This is a genomic window from Streptomyces sp. NPDC049954 (genome assembly GCF_040656295.1).
Taxonomy (GTDB): domain Bacteria; phylum Actinomycetota; class Actinomycetes; order Streptomycetales; family Streptomycetaceae; genus Streptomyces.
In genome coordinates, this window is sequence record NZ_JBFALS010000005.1 from 318,801 (window position 1) to 337,067 (window position 18,267).

At 74.5% G+C, this 18,267-nt stretch carries 14 protein-coding genes; 7 read left to right on the forward strand and 7 right to left on the reverse strand.

What is annotated here, in order from left to right; translation table 11 throughout:
* Positions 1 to 4: 4 nt before the first annotated feature.
* From AB0J21_RS13340 to rsmH, 4 genes are read right to left on the reverse strand one after another with little or no spacing between them, the layout of a single operon-like run.
* Positions 5 to 1,741 carry a UDP-N-acetylmuramoyl-L-alanyl-D-glutamate--2,6-diaminopimelate ligase gene (locus AB0J21_RS13340; protein WP_363146011.1) on the reverse strand — a complete coding sequence of 579 codons (1,737 nt, stop codon included), beginning with the start codon at positions 1,739 to 1,741 and terminating at the stop codon, positions 5 to 7.
* A 13-nt stretch (positions 1,742 to 1,754) separates the two neighbouring features.
* Positions 1,755 to 3,734: a penicillin-binding protein 2 gene (locus tag AB0J21_RS13345; protein ID WP_363146012.1), complete on the reverse strand. Its 1,980-nt coding sequence runs from the start codon at positions 3,732 to 3,734 to the stop codon at positions 1,755 to 1,757.
* Positions 3,735 to 3,738: 4 nt separating this feature from the next.
* Positions 3,739 to 4,317: a septum formation initiator family protein gene (locus tag AB0J21_RS13350; protein ID WP_363146013.1), complete on the reverse strand. Its 579-nt coding sequence runs from the start codon at positions 4,315 to 4,317 to the stop codon at positions 3,739 to 3,741.
* Positions 4,314 to 5,378 (reverse strand): 16S rRNA (cytosine(1402)-N(4))-methyltransferase RsmH, encoded by a 1,065-nt coding sequence (gene rsmH, locus AB0J21_RS13355; RefSeq protein WP_363146014.1) that lies wholly within the window; start codon positions 5,376 to 5,378, stop codon positions 4,314 to 4,316. The genes AB0J21_RS13350 and rsmH overlap by 4 nt, the downstream gene beginning before the upstream one ends.
* Before the next feature lie 586 nt (positions 5,379 to 5,964).
* Here rsmH and AB0J21_RS13360 point away from each other — a divergent pair.
* The 4 genes from AB0J21_RS13360 (at position 5,965) to AB0J21_RS13375 (ending at position 11,713) form a co-directional block, all read left to right on the forward strand.
* Positions 5,965 to 6,513 carry a carbonic anhydrase gene (locus AB0J21_RS13360; RefSeq protein ID WP_363146015.1) on the forward strand — a complete coding sequence of 183 codons (549 nt, stop codon included), beginning with the start codon at positions 5,965 to 5,967 and terminating at the stop codon, positions 6,511 to 6,513.
* Positions 6,514 to 6,807: 294 nt separating this feature from the next.
* Positions 6,808 to 7,872: a MoxR family ATPase gene (locus AB0J21_RS13365; RefSeq protein ID WP_363146016.1), complete on the forward strand. Its 1,065-nt coding sequence runs from the start codon at positions 6,808 to 6,810 to the stop codon at positions 7,870 to 7,872.
* Positions 7,869 to 9,227, forward strand: coding sequence for a DUF58 domain-containing protein (locus tag AB0J21_RS13370; RefSeq protein ID WP_363146018.1), 1,359 nt, complete (start codon positions 7,869 to 7,871; stop codon positions 9,225 to 9,227). The genes AB0J21_RS13365 and AB0J21_RS13370 overlap by 4 nt, the downstream gene beginning before the upstream one ends.
* A gap of 98 nt (positions 9,228 to 9,325) precedes the next feature.
* Positions 9,326 to 11,713 (forward strand): DUF3488 and transglutaminase-like domain-containing protein, encoded by a 2,388-nt coding sequence (locus AB0J21_RS13375; RefSeq protein WP_363146019.1) that lies wholly within the window; start codon positions 9,326 to 9,328, stop codon positions 11,711 to 11,713.
* Positions 11,714 to 12,056: 343 nt separating this feature from the next.
* Here AB0J21_RS13375 and AB0J21_RS13380 read toward each other — a convergent pair whose 3' ends face one another.
* The 3 genes from AB0J21_RS13380 to AB0J21_RS13390 form a co-directional block, all read right to left on the reverse strand.
* Entirely contained in the window at positions 12,057 to 12,473 is a 417-nt protein-coding gene (locus AB0J21_RS13380) for a DUF3040 domain-containing protein (RefSeq protein ID WP_363146020.1), read from the reverse strand.
* A 319-nt stretch (positions 12,474 to 12,792) separates the two neighbouring features.
* A complete protein-coding gene (locus tag AB0J21_RS13385) occupies positions 12,793 to 13,560 on the reverse strand; it encodes a methyltransferase (protein WP_363146021.1) in 768 nt (255 codons plus the stop codon).
* Positions 13,561 to 13,629: 69 nt separating this feature from the next.
* Positions 13,630 to 14,259 (reverse strand): SAV_6107 family HEPN domain-containing protein, encoded by a 630-nt coding sequence (locus AB0J21_RS13390; protein WP_363146022.1) that lies wholly within the window; start codon positions 14,257 to 14,259, stop codon positions 13,630 to 13,632.
* A gap of 358 nt (positions 14,260 to 14,617) precedes the next feature.
* Between AB0J21_RS13390 and AB0J21_RS13395 the strand changes: the two genes are divergently transcribed.
* From AB0J21_RS13395 to AB0J21_RS13405, 3 genes are read left to right on the forward strand one after another with little or no spacing between them, the layout of a single operon-like run.
* Positions 14,618 to 15,397, forward strand: a complete 780-nt coding sequence (locus AB0J21_RS13395) for an ATP-binding cassette domain-containing protein (RefSeq protein WP_363146244.1) — start codon at positions 14,618 to 14,620, stop codon at positions 15,395 to 15,397.
* Positions 15,369 to 17,528, forward strand: coding sequence for a YhgE/Pip domain-containing protein (locus tag AB0J21_RS13400; RefSeq protein WP_363146023.1), 2,160 nt, complete (start codon positions 15,369 to 15,371; stop codon positions 17,526 to 17,528). The genes AB0J21_RS13395 and AB0J21_RS13400 overlap by 29 nt, the downstream gene beginning before the upstream one ends.
* Before the next feature lie 38 nt (positions 17,529 to 17,566).
* Positions 17,567 to 18,181: a TetR/AcrR family transcriptional regulator gene (locus AB0J21_RS13405; RefSeq protein ID WP_363146024.1), complete on the forward strand. Its 615-nt coding sequence runs from the start codon at positions 17,567 to 17,569 to the stop codon at positions 18,179 to 18,181.
* Positions 18,182 to 18,267 lie beyond the last annotated feature (86 nt).

Consider the following 18,267-nt stretch of genomic DNA (forward strand, 5'->3'; position numbering starts at 1 on the left):
AGATTCATCCCACGCTTTTCTGGTGCGCGGCCCGGGTGGCCGCGGCTTTCCGGATGGCTTCCTGGAGCACCTGGCGGTCGTCGAAGGCACGGACGACGCCGTTGATGTCCTGGCCCTGCTCATGTCCCTTCCCGGCCACCAGCACGGTGTCCCCGGGCTCGGCGCGGGCGACGGCGGCCGCGATGGCGGCGGCCCGGTCGGCGTCCACGAGGACGTCGCCGCGCTCGTGCACGGGCACTTCGGCGGCGCCCGCGAGCATGGCGGCGAGGATGGCGAGGGGGTCCTCGGAGCGGGGGTTGTCCGAGGTGAGTACGGCGGTGTCGGCGAGCCGGGCCGCGGCGGCGCCCATCGGGCCGCGCTTGGTGACGTCCCGGTCCCCGCCGCAGCCGAGGACGATGTGCACCTTGCCCTCGGTGACCTTGCGCAGCGAGCGCAGCACCGATTCCACGGCGTCCGTCTTGTGGGCGTAGTCCACGACCGCGAGGTAGGGCTGCCCGGCCTCGACCCGCTCCAGCCGGCCGGGGACGCCGGGGACGGCGGCGACGCCGTCGGCGGCGGTCTGCGGGGCGATCCCGGCCTCGGCGAGGGCGACGACGGCGGCCAGGGTGTTGGCGACGTTGAAGGGACCGGGCAGCGGCGCCACGGCCGCGTAGCGAGCGCCGTCGGGGCCGACGATCGTGAAGGCCGAGGTGCGCGGCCCGATCTCGACGTCCTCGGCCCGCCAGTCGGCGTCGGGGTGGCCCTCGGCCGAGAAGGTGGTGACGGGCACCTCGGCCTCGACCGCGAGCCTGCGCCCGTACTCGTCGTCGTGGTTGACGACCCCGCGTTTGCTGCGTTTGCGGCTGAACAGTTGCGCCTTGGCCCGGAAGTAGTCCTCCATGTCGGAGTGGAACTCCATGTGTTCCGGGCTGAGGTTGGTGAAGACGGCCACGTCGAAGACGCAGCCGTCGACCCGGCCGAGCACGAGGGCGTGGCTGGAGACCTCCATGGCGACCGCGTCGACGCCGCGCTCCCGCATGACGCCGAACAGCGCCTGCAGGTCGGTGGCCTCGGGCGTGGTGCGCTCCGACTTCAGGCGCTCGTCCCCGATGCGGGTCTCCACGGTGCCGACGAGTCCGGTGCGCCGTCCGGCCTCACGCAGGCCGCCCTCCACGAGGTAGGCGGTGGTGGTCTTGCCGGAGGTGCCGGTGATGCCGAGCTGGAGCAGGGCCTCGCCGGGCCTGCCGTAGATCTCGGCGGCGAGCGCGCCCATCCGGCCGCGCGGGTCGCCGACCACCAGGACCGGGAGGCCGCTGGCGAGGGCGCGTTCGGCGCCGGCCGGATCGGTCAGCACGGCCGCCGCGCCGAGGCTCGCCGCCTGCGCGGAGAAGTCCGCGCCGTGGAAGCGGGCGCCGGGCAGCGCGGCGTAGACGTCGCCGGGGCGCACCGCACGGGAGTCGTGGGTGATGCCGGTGACATCGGTGGAGGCGGGGTCCGCCGTACCGCCGCGGGTCCTGACGCCCAGCTCTTCGGCGAGGCGGTCGAGGGGGATCGCCGCGGTCTTGGCGGGGCGGGGGGGACCGGGATACGTCACGGGACCGCTCTCCCGGAGGGTTTGGGACTCATCGGAGCGTGGCACGGCGGTGAGCGTACCGGGCGCACCGGGGTCGTCGCGAAATGAGGGGCCTGGGCTGTGCGGCGGTTCCTGCCGGGTGGGCAAGTCCTCCGGGTGGTTCCCTGGTTCGGGAGTGATCGTTGTCACGGGCGGTTCCTGATCAGTCTCCGGCAGTGAAGGTGACGGGCAGTCGGGCGGCGGGGGCGCCCGTGGGCGGGACCTGGAGGGTCTTGAGGGCGAACTCCATGACCTTCTTGTAGATGGGCCCGCAGATCTGCCCGCCGAAGTAGCTGCCCTTGGTCGGGTTCTGGATCGCGCAGTAGACGGTGACGCGGGGTTTGTCGGCGGGGGCGAACCCGGCGAAGGAGGACGTGTAGCCGCGGTAGCGGCCGGTCTTGGGGTCGACCCGGTTGGCGGTACCGGTCTTGCCCGCGACCCGGTAGCCGGGGATGCGGGCGAGGGCGCCGGTGCCCTCCTCGTCGTCGACGACCGATTCGAGCATCGTGGACAGGGTCCGGGCGGTCTTCTCACTGACCACCCGGGTCTTCTCCGGCTTCTTCGCGGGGGTGAGGCGTCCGTCCTCGCCCTTGGTGCCGCGCACCAGGGTCGGGGCGATCCGCACCCCGCCGTTGGCGATGGTCGAGTAGACGGAGGCGGCCTGCATCGCGTTGATGGACAGCCCCTGTCCGAAGGGGATCGTGTACTGCTGCGAGGTGGACCACTTGTCGGGCGGCGCGAGGATGCCCGGGGTCTCGCCGGGGAAGCCGAGACCGCTGGCCTGCCCGATGCCGAACTTGTGCAGGTAGGAGTAGAGGACCCGGTTGGCCTCGGGCTGCGTCCTGCCGAGCTGCCCGGTGGCGAGGATGGTGCCGATGTTGGAGGACTTGGCGAGCACCCCGTTGAGGGTGAGCTGCCAGGTGGGGTGGTCGATGTCGTCCTGGAAGAGCCGGTCGCCGCGGTGCAGCCGGTTGGGCACGGTGACGTGGGTGCCGGGGGTCGCGGCGTTCTCCTCCAGCACGGCGGCCATGGACATGATCTTGCTGGTGGAGCCGGGTTCGTAGACGTCCTGTAGCGCGGGGTTGCCCAGGGCGTTCACATCGGCCTTGGAGAGGTCGTTGGGGTCGAAGCCGGGCGCGTTCGCCATCGCGAGCACCTCACCGGTCCTGGTGTCCTGCACTATCACGTACCCGCGGTCCGCCTTGGACTTCTCGACCTGTTCGCTGATCGCCTGCTGGGCGGCCCACTGGATGTCGCGATTGAGGGTGAGTTCGATGTCGTCGCCGGGGACGGCGGGTTTCTCGCTGCCGCCCGCGGTGGGCACCTGCCGCCCGCCCGCCTGGGCGAAGCGGATCTGTCCCGGGGTGCCCGCGAGTTCCTTGTCGAGCTGGGCCTCCAGTCCGCCCGCGCCCCTGCCCTCGGAGTTGACCCAGCCCAGTGTCCCGGCCGCGAGCTGCCCGTTCGGGTACACCCGCTTGCTGCTGGACTCCTGGAAGATCCCGGCGAGCACACTGGGCGCGGCCTTGGTGGCGCGCTCGGCGAAGGCGGTCTTGAGGTCCTTGATCTGGGTCCACACCTGGGGCGTGCGGCGCCGCGCCAGCATGACGTAGCGGACCCCTCCCCCGGTGCGCAGCTTCTCGGCGACGGTCTTCTCGTCGGCCCCCAGGATCGGGGCGATCAGGGCGGCGGCCTGCTCGGGGGCGTCCTTCACCTTGGTCTGCTCGGGGCTGAACATCGTGGGGTCGGCGGTGATGTCGTACGCGTCGACGGTGGTCGCGAGCTCGACCCCGTCGCGGTCGGTGATGGCCCCGCGTTCCGGGGCGATCTCGCGGCTGACCACGCGGTTCTTCTGGGCGGCGGTGGTGAACGAGCCGGCGTCCACGACCTGCACCTGGAGCAGCCGCCCCACGAACACGGCCATGACGAGGGTGAGGCCGAGGCCGACCATGCGCAGCCGGGGGCGCGGACTGCCCAGCCGGATGGTGCGCGGTCCGCTCCGCCCGCCGCGGGGCCGGCCGCCGCGCGGGGCGGCACCCGGGTCGGGGCGGCGGGGCGGCCGGGGGCCGGGGCGGCCGGGGCCGCCCCGTTCCCTGGGCCTCGCCGGGCCGGGCACCCTGCGCCGGGGCGGTTCCCTGTCGGTCACGGCGTCACCTGCTGGAGGTCGAGGGCGAGGGCCACCCGTCCGGGGTGGACACGACGGAGGGGGAGGGGACGAGCGGGGCCGGGGCGAGGGGCGCGCCGCCCGCGAGGGACTCGGCCGGGGAGGGCTGGGGCGTCGGGGAGCCCGGGTCGGCGGAGGGCTCCTCGGCGGGCGGCGGGCTGTCCTGCGGCCGTTCGGCGAGCCGCCGCAGCGCGGAGTCCTCGGGCGCGGCGGAGGGCACTCCGCGCACGGTGCCGTCGGGGCCGAGGAAGGCGGGCGTGCCGCCGGGCACCATGCCGAGTTCGGCGGCGCGGCGGGCGAGGGCGTCGGGGGCCGCGTAGCCGTCCACGTCCCGCTGGAGTTCCTGCTGCTCGTCGGTGAGGTCGGTGGTCTGCTTCTTGAGCCGGCTCAGCTGGAAGGAGCCCTCGTTGAGCGAGGAGTTGAGCACGAGCAGGGTGATCAGCCCGCCGCCGAGCAGGAGGACGACGAGCAGGACGAAGGGGGCCTTGGCGGCGCCCGAGGAGCCCGTGGGCAGCAGCCGGGCGAGGGCCGCGGCCCGGCCGCGCAGGGCTTTCCTCCCGGTCACAGCGCCTCCTCGCGGATGCGCTGCGCACCCCGCAGCCGTGCCGGAGCGGCCCGGCGGTTCTCGGCGACCTCTTCCTCGGTGGGCAGCTCGGCTCCCCGGGTCAGCAGTTTCAGGCGGGGCTGGTAGCGCTCGGGGACGACGGGCAGTCCGGGGGGCGCGGTGTTGGCGGCTCCGGCGGCGAACACCTGCTTGACGAGCCGGTCCTCCAGCGAGTGGTAGGACAGCACCGCGATCCGGCCGCCGACCGCGAGCGCCGAGACGGCCGCGGGGACGGCCCGCTCCAGCACCGTGAGTTCCCCGTTGACCTCGATGCGCAGGGCCTGGAAGGTGCGCTTGGCGGGGTTGCCGCCGGTGCGTTTGGCGGCCTGCGGCAGGGCGTCCCTGATCAGCTCGACGAGCCGGGCGCTGCCCGTGAAGGGCTCCTTCTCGCGCTCCCGCACGACGGCCGAGACGATCCGCTTGGCCTGCTTCTCCTCGCCGTAGGCGCGCAGGATGCGGACGAGTTCCCCGGGCGGGTAGGTGTTGAGGACCTCGGCGGCGCTGATCCCCGTCGACTGGTCCATCCGCATGTCCAGCGGCGCGTCCTGGGCGTAGGCGAAGCCCCGGTCGGCCTCGTCGAGCTGCATCGAGGAGACGCCCAGGTCGAACAGCACGCCTTGGGCGCGGGGCAGTCCGAGCCGGTCGAGGACCTCGGGCAGTTCGTCGTAGACGGCGTGCACGAGGGTGGCCCGCTCGCCGAAGGGAGCGAGGCGTTCCCCGGCGAGCCGCAGCGCCTCCTTGTCCCGGTCGAGGGCGACGAGGCGGGCGGCGGGGAAGGTGTTCAGCAGCGCCTCGCTGTGACCGCCGAGGCCGAGGGTGCAGTCGACGACGACGGCCCCGGGTTCGGCGAGGGCGGGGCCGAGCAGGTCGAGGCAGCGGCGGAGCATGACGGGGACGTGCCGCGGGCCGTTCGCCCCGGCGGCCGGGGTGTCCGGCGCGTCCACCGGGTCGTCCTGCTGCGGCGCCCGCGGACCGGGGGCGGTCCGCTGCGTGACGCCTTCCGGCGTCTGGTCCTCGTGCATATGTCGCCCGTCACCCTCGTCGGAAGGCGCTTCGCGCCCTGGCATCGCGGCCCTCCCTGGGCGGTGTGCGCGGCGGGACGTACGGGCTGGTCCCCTCCCGCTCAGAAGGGGATGTGGCCCGCGCGCGCCGCTGGGGCGAGCGCCGGCCGGAACGGGAGGGGGCCGGGCCGTACGTACGCGCCGCGCTGTGCGCCTCGTGGAGGTTGTTCCCGGACAGGTCCGGCACGGCCGGGATTCTCCGGGAAGCACGGGACTGCGGCAGTCCAGCGGGTGTCCGGGGTCCCGCTTCGCGTCACTTTAGTCCACGGTGTCGCGCGGTCAATCAACCGGCCTGCGCGTCGCGGGGCCCCCGGCGCAGGTCGCGGGCCCCTTCCCCTCACCCGGTCGGCGGCCCGCCGACGGGGCGCGGCCGAGGGGCGGGGCCGGGCGGGCGCCGGTCCGCGCACCGGCGCGAGTGCCGCGCTCGTCCCCGGCCCGCGCGCGCCGGGCGGGCGGGCCGGGGACGGGGCCCCGACAACCCCCGGCGATCTTCTTTGTGCGTTCCCACCGCATGACTGGCCCATCCGCACCGATTACCGTCTTAGGCATGACGTCTTCCGCACCCTCCTCCGCCGCTGAGCAGCCGATACGCACGGACGGCACGGTCACCGACCGCCTCGTGAACGCCAACCGCCGGTACGCCGACGCCTTCACCGACCCGGGGATGGACGCCCGTCCGGTCCTCAAGGTGGCCGTCGTCGCGTGCATGGACGCCCGGCTCGACCTGCACGCGGCGCTCGGGCTGGAGCTGGGTGACTGCCACACCATCCGCAACGCGGGCGGCGTGGTCACCGACGACGTGATCCGTTCGCTGACCATCAGCCAGCGCGCCCTGGGCACCCGCAGCGTGGCCCTGATCCACCACACCGGCTGCGGTCTGGAGTCCCTCACCGAGGACTTCCGGCACGAGCTGGAGCTGGAGGTCGGACAGCGTCCCTCGTGGGCGGTCGAGGCCTTCGCGGACGCCGAGCAGGACGTGCGTCAGTCGATGCAGCGGGTGCGCACCTCCCCGTTCCTGCTGCACACCGACGACGTCCGGGGCTTCGTCTTCGACGTCACGACGGGTCTGCTGCGCGAGATCGACCCGGCGGCCTGACGCGTCGGCCGGCCCGGTTCCCGGAGGGCCGGGCCGGCCTCGCGCACGTCCTTCATGTACGCCACACCCACCTCGCGAAAAGCCACTAAGACCTGACATTTCTCCGCGAGTTGTCCGCAGGCGAGTGACACGAGCCGATAACGGCAACAAGAATGCGGTGGGGCCCGCGCGGAACCATTTCCGCGCGGCGTCCGTATGTCGGGGTGGGCCGGTCCGCACGGAAGGACCGCGGCCCGGTATTTGGGGTGAACCCCCGCTCCCGTGGAGCGGGGGGCAAAGGCCGAGGAGGGCCGGGTGACGACGTATGACGATCGAGCGAGCCTCACGGATCTGACCAGCACCGCCGAGCGGGTGCGTACCGCGGTCGAGAGCGTGATCGAGGGCAAGCCGGAGGTCGTACGGCTGTCGCTGACCGTCCTGCTGGCCGAGGGCCACCTGCTCATCGAGGACGTGCCGGGCGTCGGCAAGACGATGCTGGCCAAGGCGCTGGCGCGGTCGGTGGACGCCTCGGTGCGGCGCATCCAGTTCACGCCCGACCTGCTGCCCTCGGACATCACCGGGGTCTCGGTCTACGACCAGCAGCGCAAGGACTTCGAGTTCAAGCCCGGGGCGATCTTCGCGCAGATCGTGATCGGGGACGAGATCAACCGCGCCTCCCCCAAGACCCAGTCGGCGCTGCTGGAGTCGATGGAGGAGCGCCAGGTCACGATCGACGGGCAGACCTACGAGCTGCCGAGCCCCTTCATGGTCGTCGCCACCCAGAACCCGGTGGAGATGGAGGGGACGTACCCGCTGCCGGAGGCGCAGCGGGACCGTTTCATGGCGCGCGTGTCGATGGGGTACCCGGCTCCCGAGGCGGAGCTGAAGATGCTGGAGTCGCACGGCGCGCTCTCCCCGCTGGAGGACCTCCAGCCGGTGGCGCACGTGCACGAGATCGCCAAGCTCATCGAGGCGGTGCGTTCGGTGTACCTCGCGCAGGACATCCAGCGGTACGCGGTCCAGTTGGTCAACGCGACGCGCAACCACCCCGAGCTGCGGCTCGGCGCCTCCCCGCGCGCGACGCTGCACCTCGTGCGGGCGGCCCGCGCCTCGGCGGCGCTGGCCGGCCGGGAGTACGTGCTGCCCGACGACGTGCAGGCCCTGGCGGTGCCGGTGCTGGCCCACCGTCTGCTGCCGACGGCGCAGGCGCAGCTGGGCCGGCGGACCTCGGAGCAGATCGTGCGCGACCTCGTGCAGCAGACACCGATCCCGGACTCGGGGCCGCGCGCGGGTGTGCCGCACCCCGCCGGGGCGGTGCCGGCCCCGGCCTCGGCCGGCTCGCTGTTCCGGCGCCGCCCGCCGGGGGACCGGGCGCTGTGACGGGCGCCGAGGCGCAGGGCGCGCGGCCCGAGCTGGAGGACGGCCGGGGGCCGGTGCGCACCGCGCTGTCCGGGCTCACCACGCGCGGCCGGTCCTTCCTCGCCGCCGGGGTGGCCGCCGCGGTCTGCGCGTACGTGCTCGGGCAGGAGGATCTGCTGCGGGTGGGGCTGCTGCTCGCGGTACTGCCCCTGGTCGCGGCCCTCGTCCTGTACCGCACGAAGTACCGGGTGACGGGCAGCAGGCGCCTGACGCCCTCCCGGGTGCCGGCCGGCGCGGAGGCCCGGGTGCATCTGCGGGTGGACAACGTGTCGCGGCTGCCCACCGGACTGCTCATGCTCCAGGACCGGGTGCCCTACCAGCTGGGCCCCCGGCCGCGTTTCGTGCTGGACCGGGTGGAGGCGGGCGGCCGGCGCGAGGTCTCCTACCGGGTGCGCTCGGACCTGCGCGGGCGCTACCCGCTGGGTCCGCTGCAACTGCGGCTCACCGATCCCTTCGGGATGTGCGAGCTGACCAGGTCCTTCTCGGCGTACGACACGCTCACGGTCATTCCCGCGGTCGAGCCGCTGCCGCCGGTGCGGCTCTCCGGCGAGTCCGCCGGGTACGGCGACGGGCGCACCCGCTCCCAGTCGCTCGGCGGCGAGGACGACGTGATCCCGCGCGGCTACCGGCACGGCGACGACCTGCGCCGGGTCCACTGGCGTTCGACGGCGCGGTACGGGGAGCTGATGGTGCGCCGCGAGGAGCAGCCGCAGCGGGCCCGTTGCACGGTGCTGCTCGACACGCGGCGTCTCGCGTACGAGGGCTCCGGACCGGACTCGGCCTTCGAGTGGGCCGTCTCGGCCGCCGCTTCGACGCTGACCCACGTGCTGGAGCGCGGTCTCGGCGTGCGCCTGCTGACCGACGAGGGCGGGGCCCTCGCCGGTGAGGGGACGGACGGTTTCGCGGGCACCGGCCAGGACGCGGCGGAGTCGGCGGGTCTGCTGCTCGACACGCTCGCGGTGCTCGACCACTCGGACGGGGCGGGTCTGTCCCGTGCCTACGACGCGTTGAGCGGGGGCGCGGAGGGGCTGCTCGTCGCCTTCCTCGGCGAACTCGACGAACAGCAGACGGCGATGGTGGCCCGGATGCGCCGGCGCAGCGCGGTGGCGGTCGCCTTCCTGCTGGACGGCCCCGGCTGGGATCTCACGCGGGCGCTCATGGAGGGCCCGGACACCAGGGAACAGCGGGCGCGCGCGCTGCGCGAGGCGGGCTGGACGGTGCTGGGCGTGGACCGGGGCGCGGCGCTGCCCGAGCTGTGGCGGCAGGCGGCCGGCCAGTCGTACGGCCCGGACCGGGTCACGGTGCCGGGCGGCTGACGAGGCCCGGGGCGTACCGCGGCAGGCGCGGGCGGACCGGGAGGGGGCGGGGGCCGGGGTGGCCCTCCGGTGAGGCGGATCGAGGCGGGGAGCGGAAGATGAGCGGTCGCGGGCGGCTCGCGGTGTGCGCGGCGGTGGCGACTGTGCTGTCGGCGGGGGCACTGCTGCCTCTGGTACAGACGTACGAATGGCTGTTCGAGGCGGCGGTCCTGCTGGCCCTGGTGGTCGGGGCGGGGGCGCTGGCCAGGCGGGCCTCGCTGGCGCGCCCGCTGACGGTGCTGATCCAGTCGCTCGTCACCGTGTTCCTGCTGACGTTCGCCTTCGTACGGGATCAGGCGCTCGTCGGTTTCGTGCCGGGACCGGCGGCGGTGGAACGTTTCGGCCTCCTGCTCCAGGCGGGGCGGCACGACGTGCAGAGCTATACGACGCCGGCCCCGCTGACCGACGGCATCGAGCTGATGCTCGTGGGCGGGGTCCTGCTGATCGGTCTGCTGGTGGACTTCCTCGCGGTGACCCTGCGGGCGGCCGGGCCCGCCGGTCTGCCGCTGCTCGCGCTGTACTCGGTCGCGGCGGGGCTCGCGCAGGACGGCTCGGGCTGGCTGTGGTTCCTGCTCGCCGCGGGCGGCTATCTGGTGCTGCTTCTCGCCGAGGGCAGGGACCGCGTCGCGCAGTGGGGGCGGGTCTTCGGCGCCGCTCCGCGCGGGGCGGGGCGCCCGGGGCCCGGGCCCGGTGGCGGGCGGGCGGCCACCGCGCCGCTGCGCACCGGCCGCCGTATCGGGGTGCTCGCGCTCGGCGTCGCGCTGGTGGTGCCGCTGGCGCTGCCCGCGCTGGACGGCGGGCTGCTGGACGGGCGGGGCGGGAGCGGCCGGGGCGGCGGGGCGGGCACGATCTCGGCGGTCAACCCGCTGCTGTCCCTCCAGAACAGCCTGAACCAGCCCGAGGACCGGGAGGTGATGACGTACCGCACCAACAGCGAGAACACACAGGACATGTACCTGCGGATCGTCTCCCTGGACGAGTTCGACGGCACGTCCTGGTCACCGTCCGAGCGCCGCATCGTCGACGTGCCCGACACGCTGCCCTCCCCGACCGGGCTGGCGCCGGGGGTGGACACCACCGAGGTGCGCACGCAGATCAGGGCGGCCGACTGGTACGCGCAGGACTGGCTGCCGATGCCGTATCCCGCGACCGGGGTCCAGGTCGACGGCCGCTGGCGGTTCGAGCCGGAGGGCCGCACCCTGGTCGGCGAACGCGGGCAGACCACCCGCGGCGCGGACTACACGGTGACGAGCCTGGAGGTGCGGCCCACCGCGCGGGAGCTGTCCGAGGCCCCGCCCCCGCCGCCGGACCTGGCCCGGGTCTACACCCGCACCCCGGGCAATCTCCCCGCGGTCGTGGCGCGTACGGCGCGGCAGGTGACGCGGGGCGCGGACAACGACTACGAGCGGGCCGTCAAGCTCCAGGACTGGTTCGCCTACGACGGCGGCTTCACGTACAACACGCAGGTCAGGGCGGGCAGCGGCCCGGAGGCGATCGCGCGTTTCCTGAAGGACAAGGAGGGCTTCTGCGTCCACTTCGCCTTCTCGATGGCGGCCATGGCCCGGACGCTGGGCATCCCGGCGCGGGTGGCGGTCGGCTTCACTCCGGGCACGAGCGTGGGCGAGGGACGGATGTCGGTGGGGCTGCGCGACGCGCACGCCTGGCCCGAGCTGTACTTCCAGGGCGTGGGCTGGACGCGTTTCGAGCCGACGCCGAGCCGGGGTTCGACCCCGGAGTACACGCAGCCCGAGGCGCCGTCCAGCGCGGCCAGCGATCCCGCGCTGCCGCGCCCCTCCGCCTCCACCGAGCCCTCCGAGGCGCCCTCCGCCTCGGAGCCGGGCTGCCCGCCCGCCCTGCGCCACCAGGCGGACTGCTCCTCCTCGGCGACCACGGTCGCCGTCGGCTCCTCGGGCGGCGGCACCTCGGCGGGTGTGGTGGCCCTGATCGTGCTCGCGGCCCTGCTGGTCCTCCTGCTGCCCTTGTCGCCGATGCTGTGGCGCCGCAGGGTACGGGCGCGGCGGCTGTCCTCGGCGGTGGGCCGCTCCCCCGAGGCGCTCGCCGCCCGGACGCTGGGCGCCTGGCAGGAGGTCGTGGACACGGCCTGGGACCACGGGGTCGTGCCGGACGAGGCGCTGACCCCGCGGGCCGCGGCGGCTCGGATCGTACGTCTGGGTGAACTGGACGATTCCGCGGCCGCTGCCGCGAAGCGACTGGCCGTCGCGGTCGAACAGGTCCTGTACGCGCCCCGGGCCGAACCGGTGCCGGGACTGCCGGACGAGGTGCGCCGGGTGCGCGCGGGCCTGCGGGCCGGGTGCGGGCGCCGGACACGCTGGCGGGCGGAGCTGGCGCCACGATCGGCCGTCCGGGTGCTGTGGGCCGTCTCCGACCGCCGGTCCGCGCTGGCGGAGCGCCTGCGCCCGCGGTGGCGCCGGCCGCGCACGAACTGAGGCCGACACCGGGAGGGCCCGGCTGCCGAGCCCGTGGGGCCCCGGTCCCGGCGGGCGCCCGGCGGCCGGGCCCCGCCCAGCCCCGGCGCGCGCCCGGCGGCCGCGCTCTGCCGCGTACGAAGGCCGCGATGCCCAGGGCGGCGGACACGGAGGGTGTGTGGGGCGGTGCGGGGATAACCGGCCCGAAGCGAAACGGGAGGCTCAGCGGCCGCCGGGTCCGCCGAGGCCCGGCCGGGTGTCCACGGCCCGGCCGGGTGTCCACGGCGCCGGACACACGAAATCGGCGGACGCCCTCAGGGCGCCCGCCACATGTCGTCGTGTGGTGGTGCGGGGCTTCGTGCGGCTACTGCCCCTGCTCGTCGCGGCGGCGCTGCCACCGCTGTTCGATGCGGTCCAGCACGCCGCGGCGCTGGCGGCCGGAGCGGCCACGTCTTCCCGCGGGTTGCTGTCCGGCGGGCGCCTGCCCCTCCGCGGGTTGTTCTCCCGGCTTGGGGGCTTTGCGCCATCCGGTGACCGCGAGCACCGCACACCCCAGCATGACGAGAAATCCCACCACACTGATCCAGATCTGCTGCGCGACCATTCCGGCCATGAGGAGGGCGATCCCCACGAGAAAGCCCGCAATCGCCTGATACACCCGGCGACGGGTGTACGTGCGCAGCCTGCTTCCCTCAAGCGCCGTCGCGAATTTAGGATCTTCGGCGTACAGCGCTCGCTCCATTTGCTCGAGCATTCGCTGCTCGTGCTCCGAGAGCGGCACGGAGTCCTCCTCATCGTGCAGTCGCCGGGGCGACCGGGGGTCCCCTTCAGGATAGGCAGGGAATCGCCCCCGTGAAACCCGCCCCTCTACGCCAATCCGCCAGACGCAACCGGCCACGCGCTCCGGGTCCGCCGAAACAGTCAGTTGCACCCAACGTTCCCCGGGATCTGGGGCGTCATGCCGATTGGTCTCCTTCGATCATACGGCGCGCGCGCCGTGTTCGGAGGGTCGAGGAAACAGCTCGTGCGCCACTTCCGCGCTGATCAACGGCGTGAGGGAAAACGGAGGGGGACCTTCCGGCCCTTTGTGTCCCGTCTTCTCACCGGGGCGTGCCGGTCTTCTCGCCGAGTACGTGCAACTGGGTGGCGACGGAATGGAACTCCGGGAGGGCGGCCGCGGCCGATTCGAGCTTCAGCAGCGCGTCCAGCGCGCCGGGCTCGGTGTCGACGAGCACCCCGGGCACGAGATCCGCGAAGACCCGCACGCCGTGCACCGCGCCGACCGCCAGGCCGGCCTCGCTCACGAGGGAGCCGAGCTGCCCGGCGGTGAACCGGTGCGGCACCGGATCGCCCTCGCCCCAGCGCCCGGCGGGGTCGGTCAGGGCGGTCCTGGCCTCGCTGAAGTGTCCGGCCAGCGCGCGGGCCAGGACGGCCCCGCCGAGCCCGGCGGCGAGCAGGCTCAGGGTGCCGCCGGGGCGCAGGGCGGCGACGACGTTGTCGAGGCCGGCGGCCGGTTCCTCCAGGTACTCGAGGACGCCGTGGCACAGCACGACGTCGTAGCCCTCGCGCTCCACGACGTCGAAGAGGCCGTGGACGTCCCCCTGGACTCCGCGCACCCGGTCGGCCACCCCGGCCTCCGCGGCCCGGCGCTCCAGGGCGAACAGGGCGTTGGGGCTCGGGTCCACGACGGTGACCCGGTGGCCGAGCCGGGCGACGGGGACGGCGAAGTTGCCGGTGCCACCGCCGGAGTCCAGGACCTCCAGGGCCGCTCCCTGGGCGTTCTTGGCGCGGCGGTCCAGGGCGTCCTTGAGGACCTCCCAGACCACGGCGGTACGGAGAGCGGCGCGGGGGCGCATCGGGTCCGGCACGGCAGGCGACTCCTCGGCGCGGCACCCGCCGTCGGGGCGGGGCGTGATCGGGTGCGGGTGCTGCCCACCCTATGGCCTCGTGGGGGCCGCCCCCGCACGCCCCGGGCCCGCGTCCGGGGCTCCGGGGGCGGCGGGCAGGCCGACGAGGCGCTGCACCAGCCGGAGGAACACGGCCGCCTCGCGCAGCAGGTCGGCGGCCTCCCGGGGACCGGCGGCCCCGGCGATGCCCGCTTCCGCGCGGGCCCGGCGTTCGGCGCCCGAGGCGAACAGGCCGGCCCACTCGGCCAGCTCGGGGGCGATCTCCGGCAGGACCTCCCACACGCTGCGGATGCGCTGCCGGGCCCGCACGGTGGCCTCGGGGCGACCGCGGACGGCGAGCACGGCGGAGGCCGCGCGCAGGGCGGCGAGGTGGGCGGCGGCGTACCGCTCGTTCGGCTCCGGCGCCGCGGCCGCCTCCGCGAGGCCCGCACGGGACTGGGCGAGGAGGTCGAGCGCGGCGGGCGGGGCGGTGGAGCGGCGCAGGACGGGGTGCACGTCGGTGGCGCGGTGGTCGGCCGCGGCGAGCCCTTCGGGGGCCTTCGCCTGGCGCGGGACGGCCGTGGTCGCGGCCGGCCCCGGGGCGGCCGGGAGCGCGGACGGGGCGGCGGTGCTGGGCTGCGGGCCATGACGAACCTCCTGATCGTCGAGCGGTGGCGGCACGGGGCCGCCGGTGCCCTTCCTGTCCCTGGTGCCCCCATCGTGAAGTACGCCACTGACAATCCGGCCCGACCTGGACGTTTCCCCCTTTCCGGCGACCCGGCGGCCGGGAAAAGCGCACAGCCGTGCGCATACTTTTGAACTGACCGGTCAGCACAAAAACAGACGACCGAACGGGAACGGGGCGGGGAGCCGAGCCATGCACGGTGACGAGAGCACCGAAAGCACCGACACCGCAAAGAGCACCGAGAACGCCGCGGCGGTACGGGACGCGCGGGGCGACGCCGCCTCTGCCGAGGGCGCGGAGGGCCCGCCCCGAGGAGGGGCGCACGGGGCCTCGCTCCACGTGCGCGGCCTCGGCATGAAGGGGCCGCGCGGGCCGGTGTTCCAGGGGCTGGAGCTGGATGCCGCTCCGGGTTCCCTCGTCGCGGTCGAGGGCCCCTCGGGCAGTGGCCGTACCTGTCTCTTGCTCGCGCTCACCGGCCGTATGCGCACCTCCGAGGGCAGCGCCCGGGTCGGCGGGCACCCGTTGCCCGGCCGGCTCGCGGCGGTGCGCCGGATCAGCGCCCTCGGGCCGGTGCAGGGGGTCAGCGAACTGGACCCGGCGCTCACGGTGGCCGAGCATCTGCGCGAGCGGGCTCTGCTGGAGCGGCGGTTCGGGGCCTCGCTGGGCCTGTCGGGCACGGACCGGCTGCGGCCCGGCCGGCGGCGCGCGGCGGTACGGGCGAGGGCCGAGGAGTGCCTGGCTGCGGCCGGACTGGACCTCGGAGCGCTCCCGAAGGGCGCGCGGACCGCCGTACGGGACCTGGAACGCGTCGAGTCGCTGCGTCTGTCCCTGGCCCTCGCCCTCTTCGGCCGGCCCCGGCTCCTCGCGCTGGACGACGTGGACCTGAAGCTGTCGGACGCCGGACGCGCCGAGGTCTGGGAGCTGCTGCGGGGGCTCGCACGAGGCGGCACGACGGTGCTCGCGGTGTGCAGCGAGGCCCCGGCGGACGCGCTCGTCCTGCGCACCCGGGAGCCCTGCCCTCAAGGCCCCGGGGAGCCCGTCGCATCCGGCGACGGCGTCAGCGGCACCACGTACGACGGCGACGAGGACGAAGGGCAGGACCGCGATGCGCTCGCCACGACTCGCCGCGCTTGAGCTGAAGCGGTTCGGACGGGGGCGGCTGTCCCGTGCGGCGCTCGTCGCGCTCCTGCTGCTGCCGCTGCTGTACGGGGCGCTGTACCTGTGGTCGTTCTGGGACCCGTACGGCAGGCTCGACAAGATCCCGGTGGCGCTCGTCAACGAGGACACGGGGGCACGGGCGAAGGGGCAGAAGGTCGAGGCCGGGCAGCAGATCGTGAAGGGGCTGCGCGAGAGCGACACCTTCGAGTGGCACGAGGTGGACGCGCGCGAGGCCGGGGAGGGTGTGGAGAGCGGCCGGTACTACCTGTCGCTCACGCTGCCCGGGAACCTGAGCCGCAGGATCGCCTCGGACGCCGGGAAGTCGCCCGGGACCGGGGCCCTTCAGGTGCGGACCAACGACGCGAACAACTACATCGTCGGGCAGATCTCCCGCACCGTGTTCTCCGAGGTGCGCTCGGCCGCCTCGACACGGGCGACCCGCTCCTTCCTCGACCGCATCTTCGTCTCGTTCTCCGACCTGCACGACGAGACGGCGAAGGCCGCCGACGGCGCGGACCGGATCAAGGACGGCACGGACAAGGCGAAGAAGGGGGCCGGGGACCTCGTCTCCGGCCTGTCGGACGCGAAGGAGGGCAGCAGCGACCTCGCGGGCGGTCTCAGCCGGCTCACGAAGGGCGCGGAGGCGCTGGAGAGCGGTTCGGGGCAGGTCGCCGAGGGGACCGGGCAGCTCGCGGGCAAGGTCGACGGGGTCGCCGGCACCGTACGGCCCTTCCTCAAGGACAACGAGGACACGATCGCGGACTCGGCGCGGCTGGTGGCCGACGGGGCGGGCGTGGTCCGCTCCCACCTGGGGACGCTGACGAAGGACGCGCCCCAGGCCGCCGAGGCCGCGCGCACCGCCTCGGGCGCCCTCGGCTCCGTGTACGCGGACCGGTGCGGTCCCGTTGACCGGGCGCGGCCGGCGACCACGCCCGCCGCGCCCGCCCCCTCGGCTTCCGCGCCCCCCTCCCCCGCCGCTCCGTCCGGACCGGACGCGGCCTGTCCCGAGTTGCGGAAGGCGAAGGACGCGGCGGCCGAGGTCTCGCGGATCGCCACCGGCCTGAACGGGGTGGTGGGCGACCGGAAGGACGACTTCTCGAAGCTCGACGGGCAGCTCGCGACGCTCCAGAAGCAGGCCCGCCAGCTGGAGCGGCACGCGCCGCACCTGGACGAGGACCTGGACGCGGCCGTCGCGAAGATCGACAAGCTCGACTCGGGGGCCCGGCAGGTCGCCAAGGGGGCCGCGACCCTGCACGAGGGGCTCGCGAAGGCGCGCACCGGGGCGGACACCCTGGACCGGGGCGTGGGCCGCCTGGAGACGGGCGCCACGGACCTCGACGGCGGTCTCTTCAAGCTCGCGGACGGTTCGGGCACGCTCGCGAGCGGCCTCCACGACGGGGCCGGGAAGATCCCCGACTACGACAAGGACGACCGGGACCGGCACACGGACGCGATGTCCGACCCGGTGCGGCTGGCCTCGCAGTCCCTGCACCGGGCGCCGAACTACGGCACGGGTTTCGCCCCGTACTTCATCCCGCTCGCGCTGTGGGTCGGGGCGATGGTCGCGTACATGCTGATCGCCCCGCTCAACCGCCGGGCGCTGGCGAGCGGCACCTCGGCGCTGCGGGCCGCGCTCGCGGGCTGGCTGCCGGTCGTCGTCCTGGGCTTCGCACAGGTGGGGGCGCTGATGGCGGTGCTGCACTGGGCGCTCGGGCTCCAGATGCTGCGCGCGGCGGGCACGATCGGTTTCCTGTGCCTGGTCACGGCGTGCTTCGCGGCGATCGTGCAGTGGCTCAACGCCCAGTTCGGGGCGGCCGGGCGGATCCTGGTGCTGGCGCTGCTGATGCTCCAGCTCACCTCGGCCGGCGGCACCTACCCGGTGCAGACGAGTCCCGCCTTCTTCAACGCGCTGCACCCCTTCCTGCCGATGAGTTACGTCGTCGAGGCGCTGCGGCGGCTCGTCACGGGCGGTGGCCTCGGGCCGGTGTGGACGGCCTGCGCGGTGCTGTGCGCGTTCACGGCGGGGGCGCTCGCGCTCACCGTGTGGCGGGCGCGACGCGGTCAGGTGTGGACGGTGGAGCGGCTGCACCCGGAGCTGAGCCTGTGAGGCGGCCGGGGCCGGCGGCGCCTGTGAGAATCAGCCGCATGGACAGCAGCAGCACACGGCGCGAGGCCACCCGGCAGAAGCTCTACGAGGCGGCGGTCACCCTGATCGCGGAGCAGGGCTTCTCGGCCACGACGGTCGACGAGATCGCCGAACGGGCCGGGGTGGCCAAGGGCACCGTCTACTACAACTTCACGAGCAAGGCCGGCCTGTTCGAGGCGCTGCTGCGGCACGGGGTGGGCCTGCTCACCACGGCGCTGCGGGACGCGGCGCGGGAGGCGAAGGAGCGGGGCGGCGCGACCGTCGGCGCGCTGGACGCGATGGTGCGCGCGGGCCTCGTCTTCATCGACCGCTATCCGGCCTTCACGCAGCTGTACGTCGCGGAGCTGTGGCGCACCAACCGGGCCTGGCAGTCGACGCTGCTGGTGGTGCGGCAGGAGGCCGTCGCGGTCGTGGAGCGGGTGCTGAGCGAGGGCGTGGCGGCCGGGGAGCTGAGCGCGGAGATCGACGTCCCGCTCACGGCGGCGGCACTCGTCGGCATGGTGCTGGTGGCCGCCCTCGACTGGCAGGCCTTCCAGCCGGAGCGCTCGCTCGACGAGGTGCACGCGGCCTTGTCGCTGCTGCTCCAGGGCCGGGTGAGCGGGCACCTGGGCTGAGCCGCGGCGGGCCGCCGGGCTGAACCCCGGCGGGTGACCGGCGTGCGGCCACCCGCCGGGAGAACCGTGGGTGCCGCGTGGGTCAG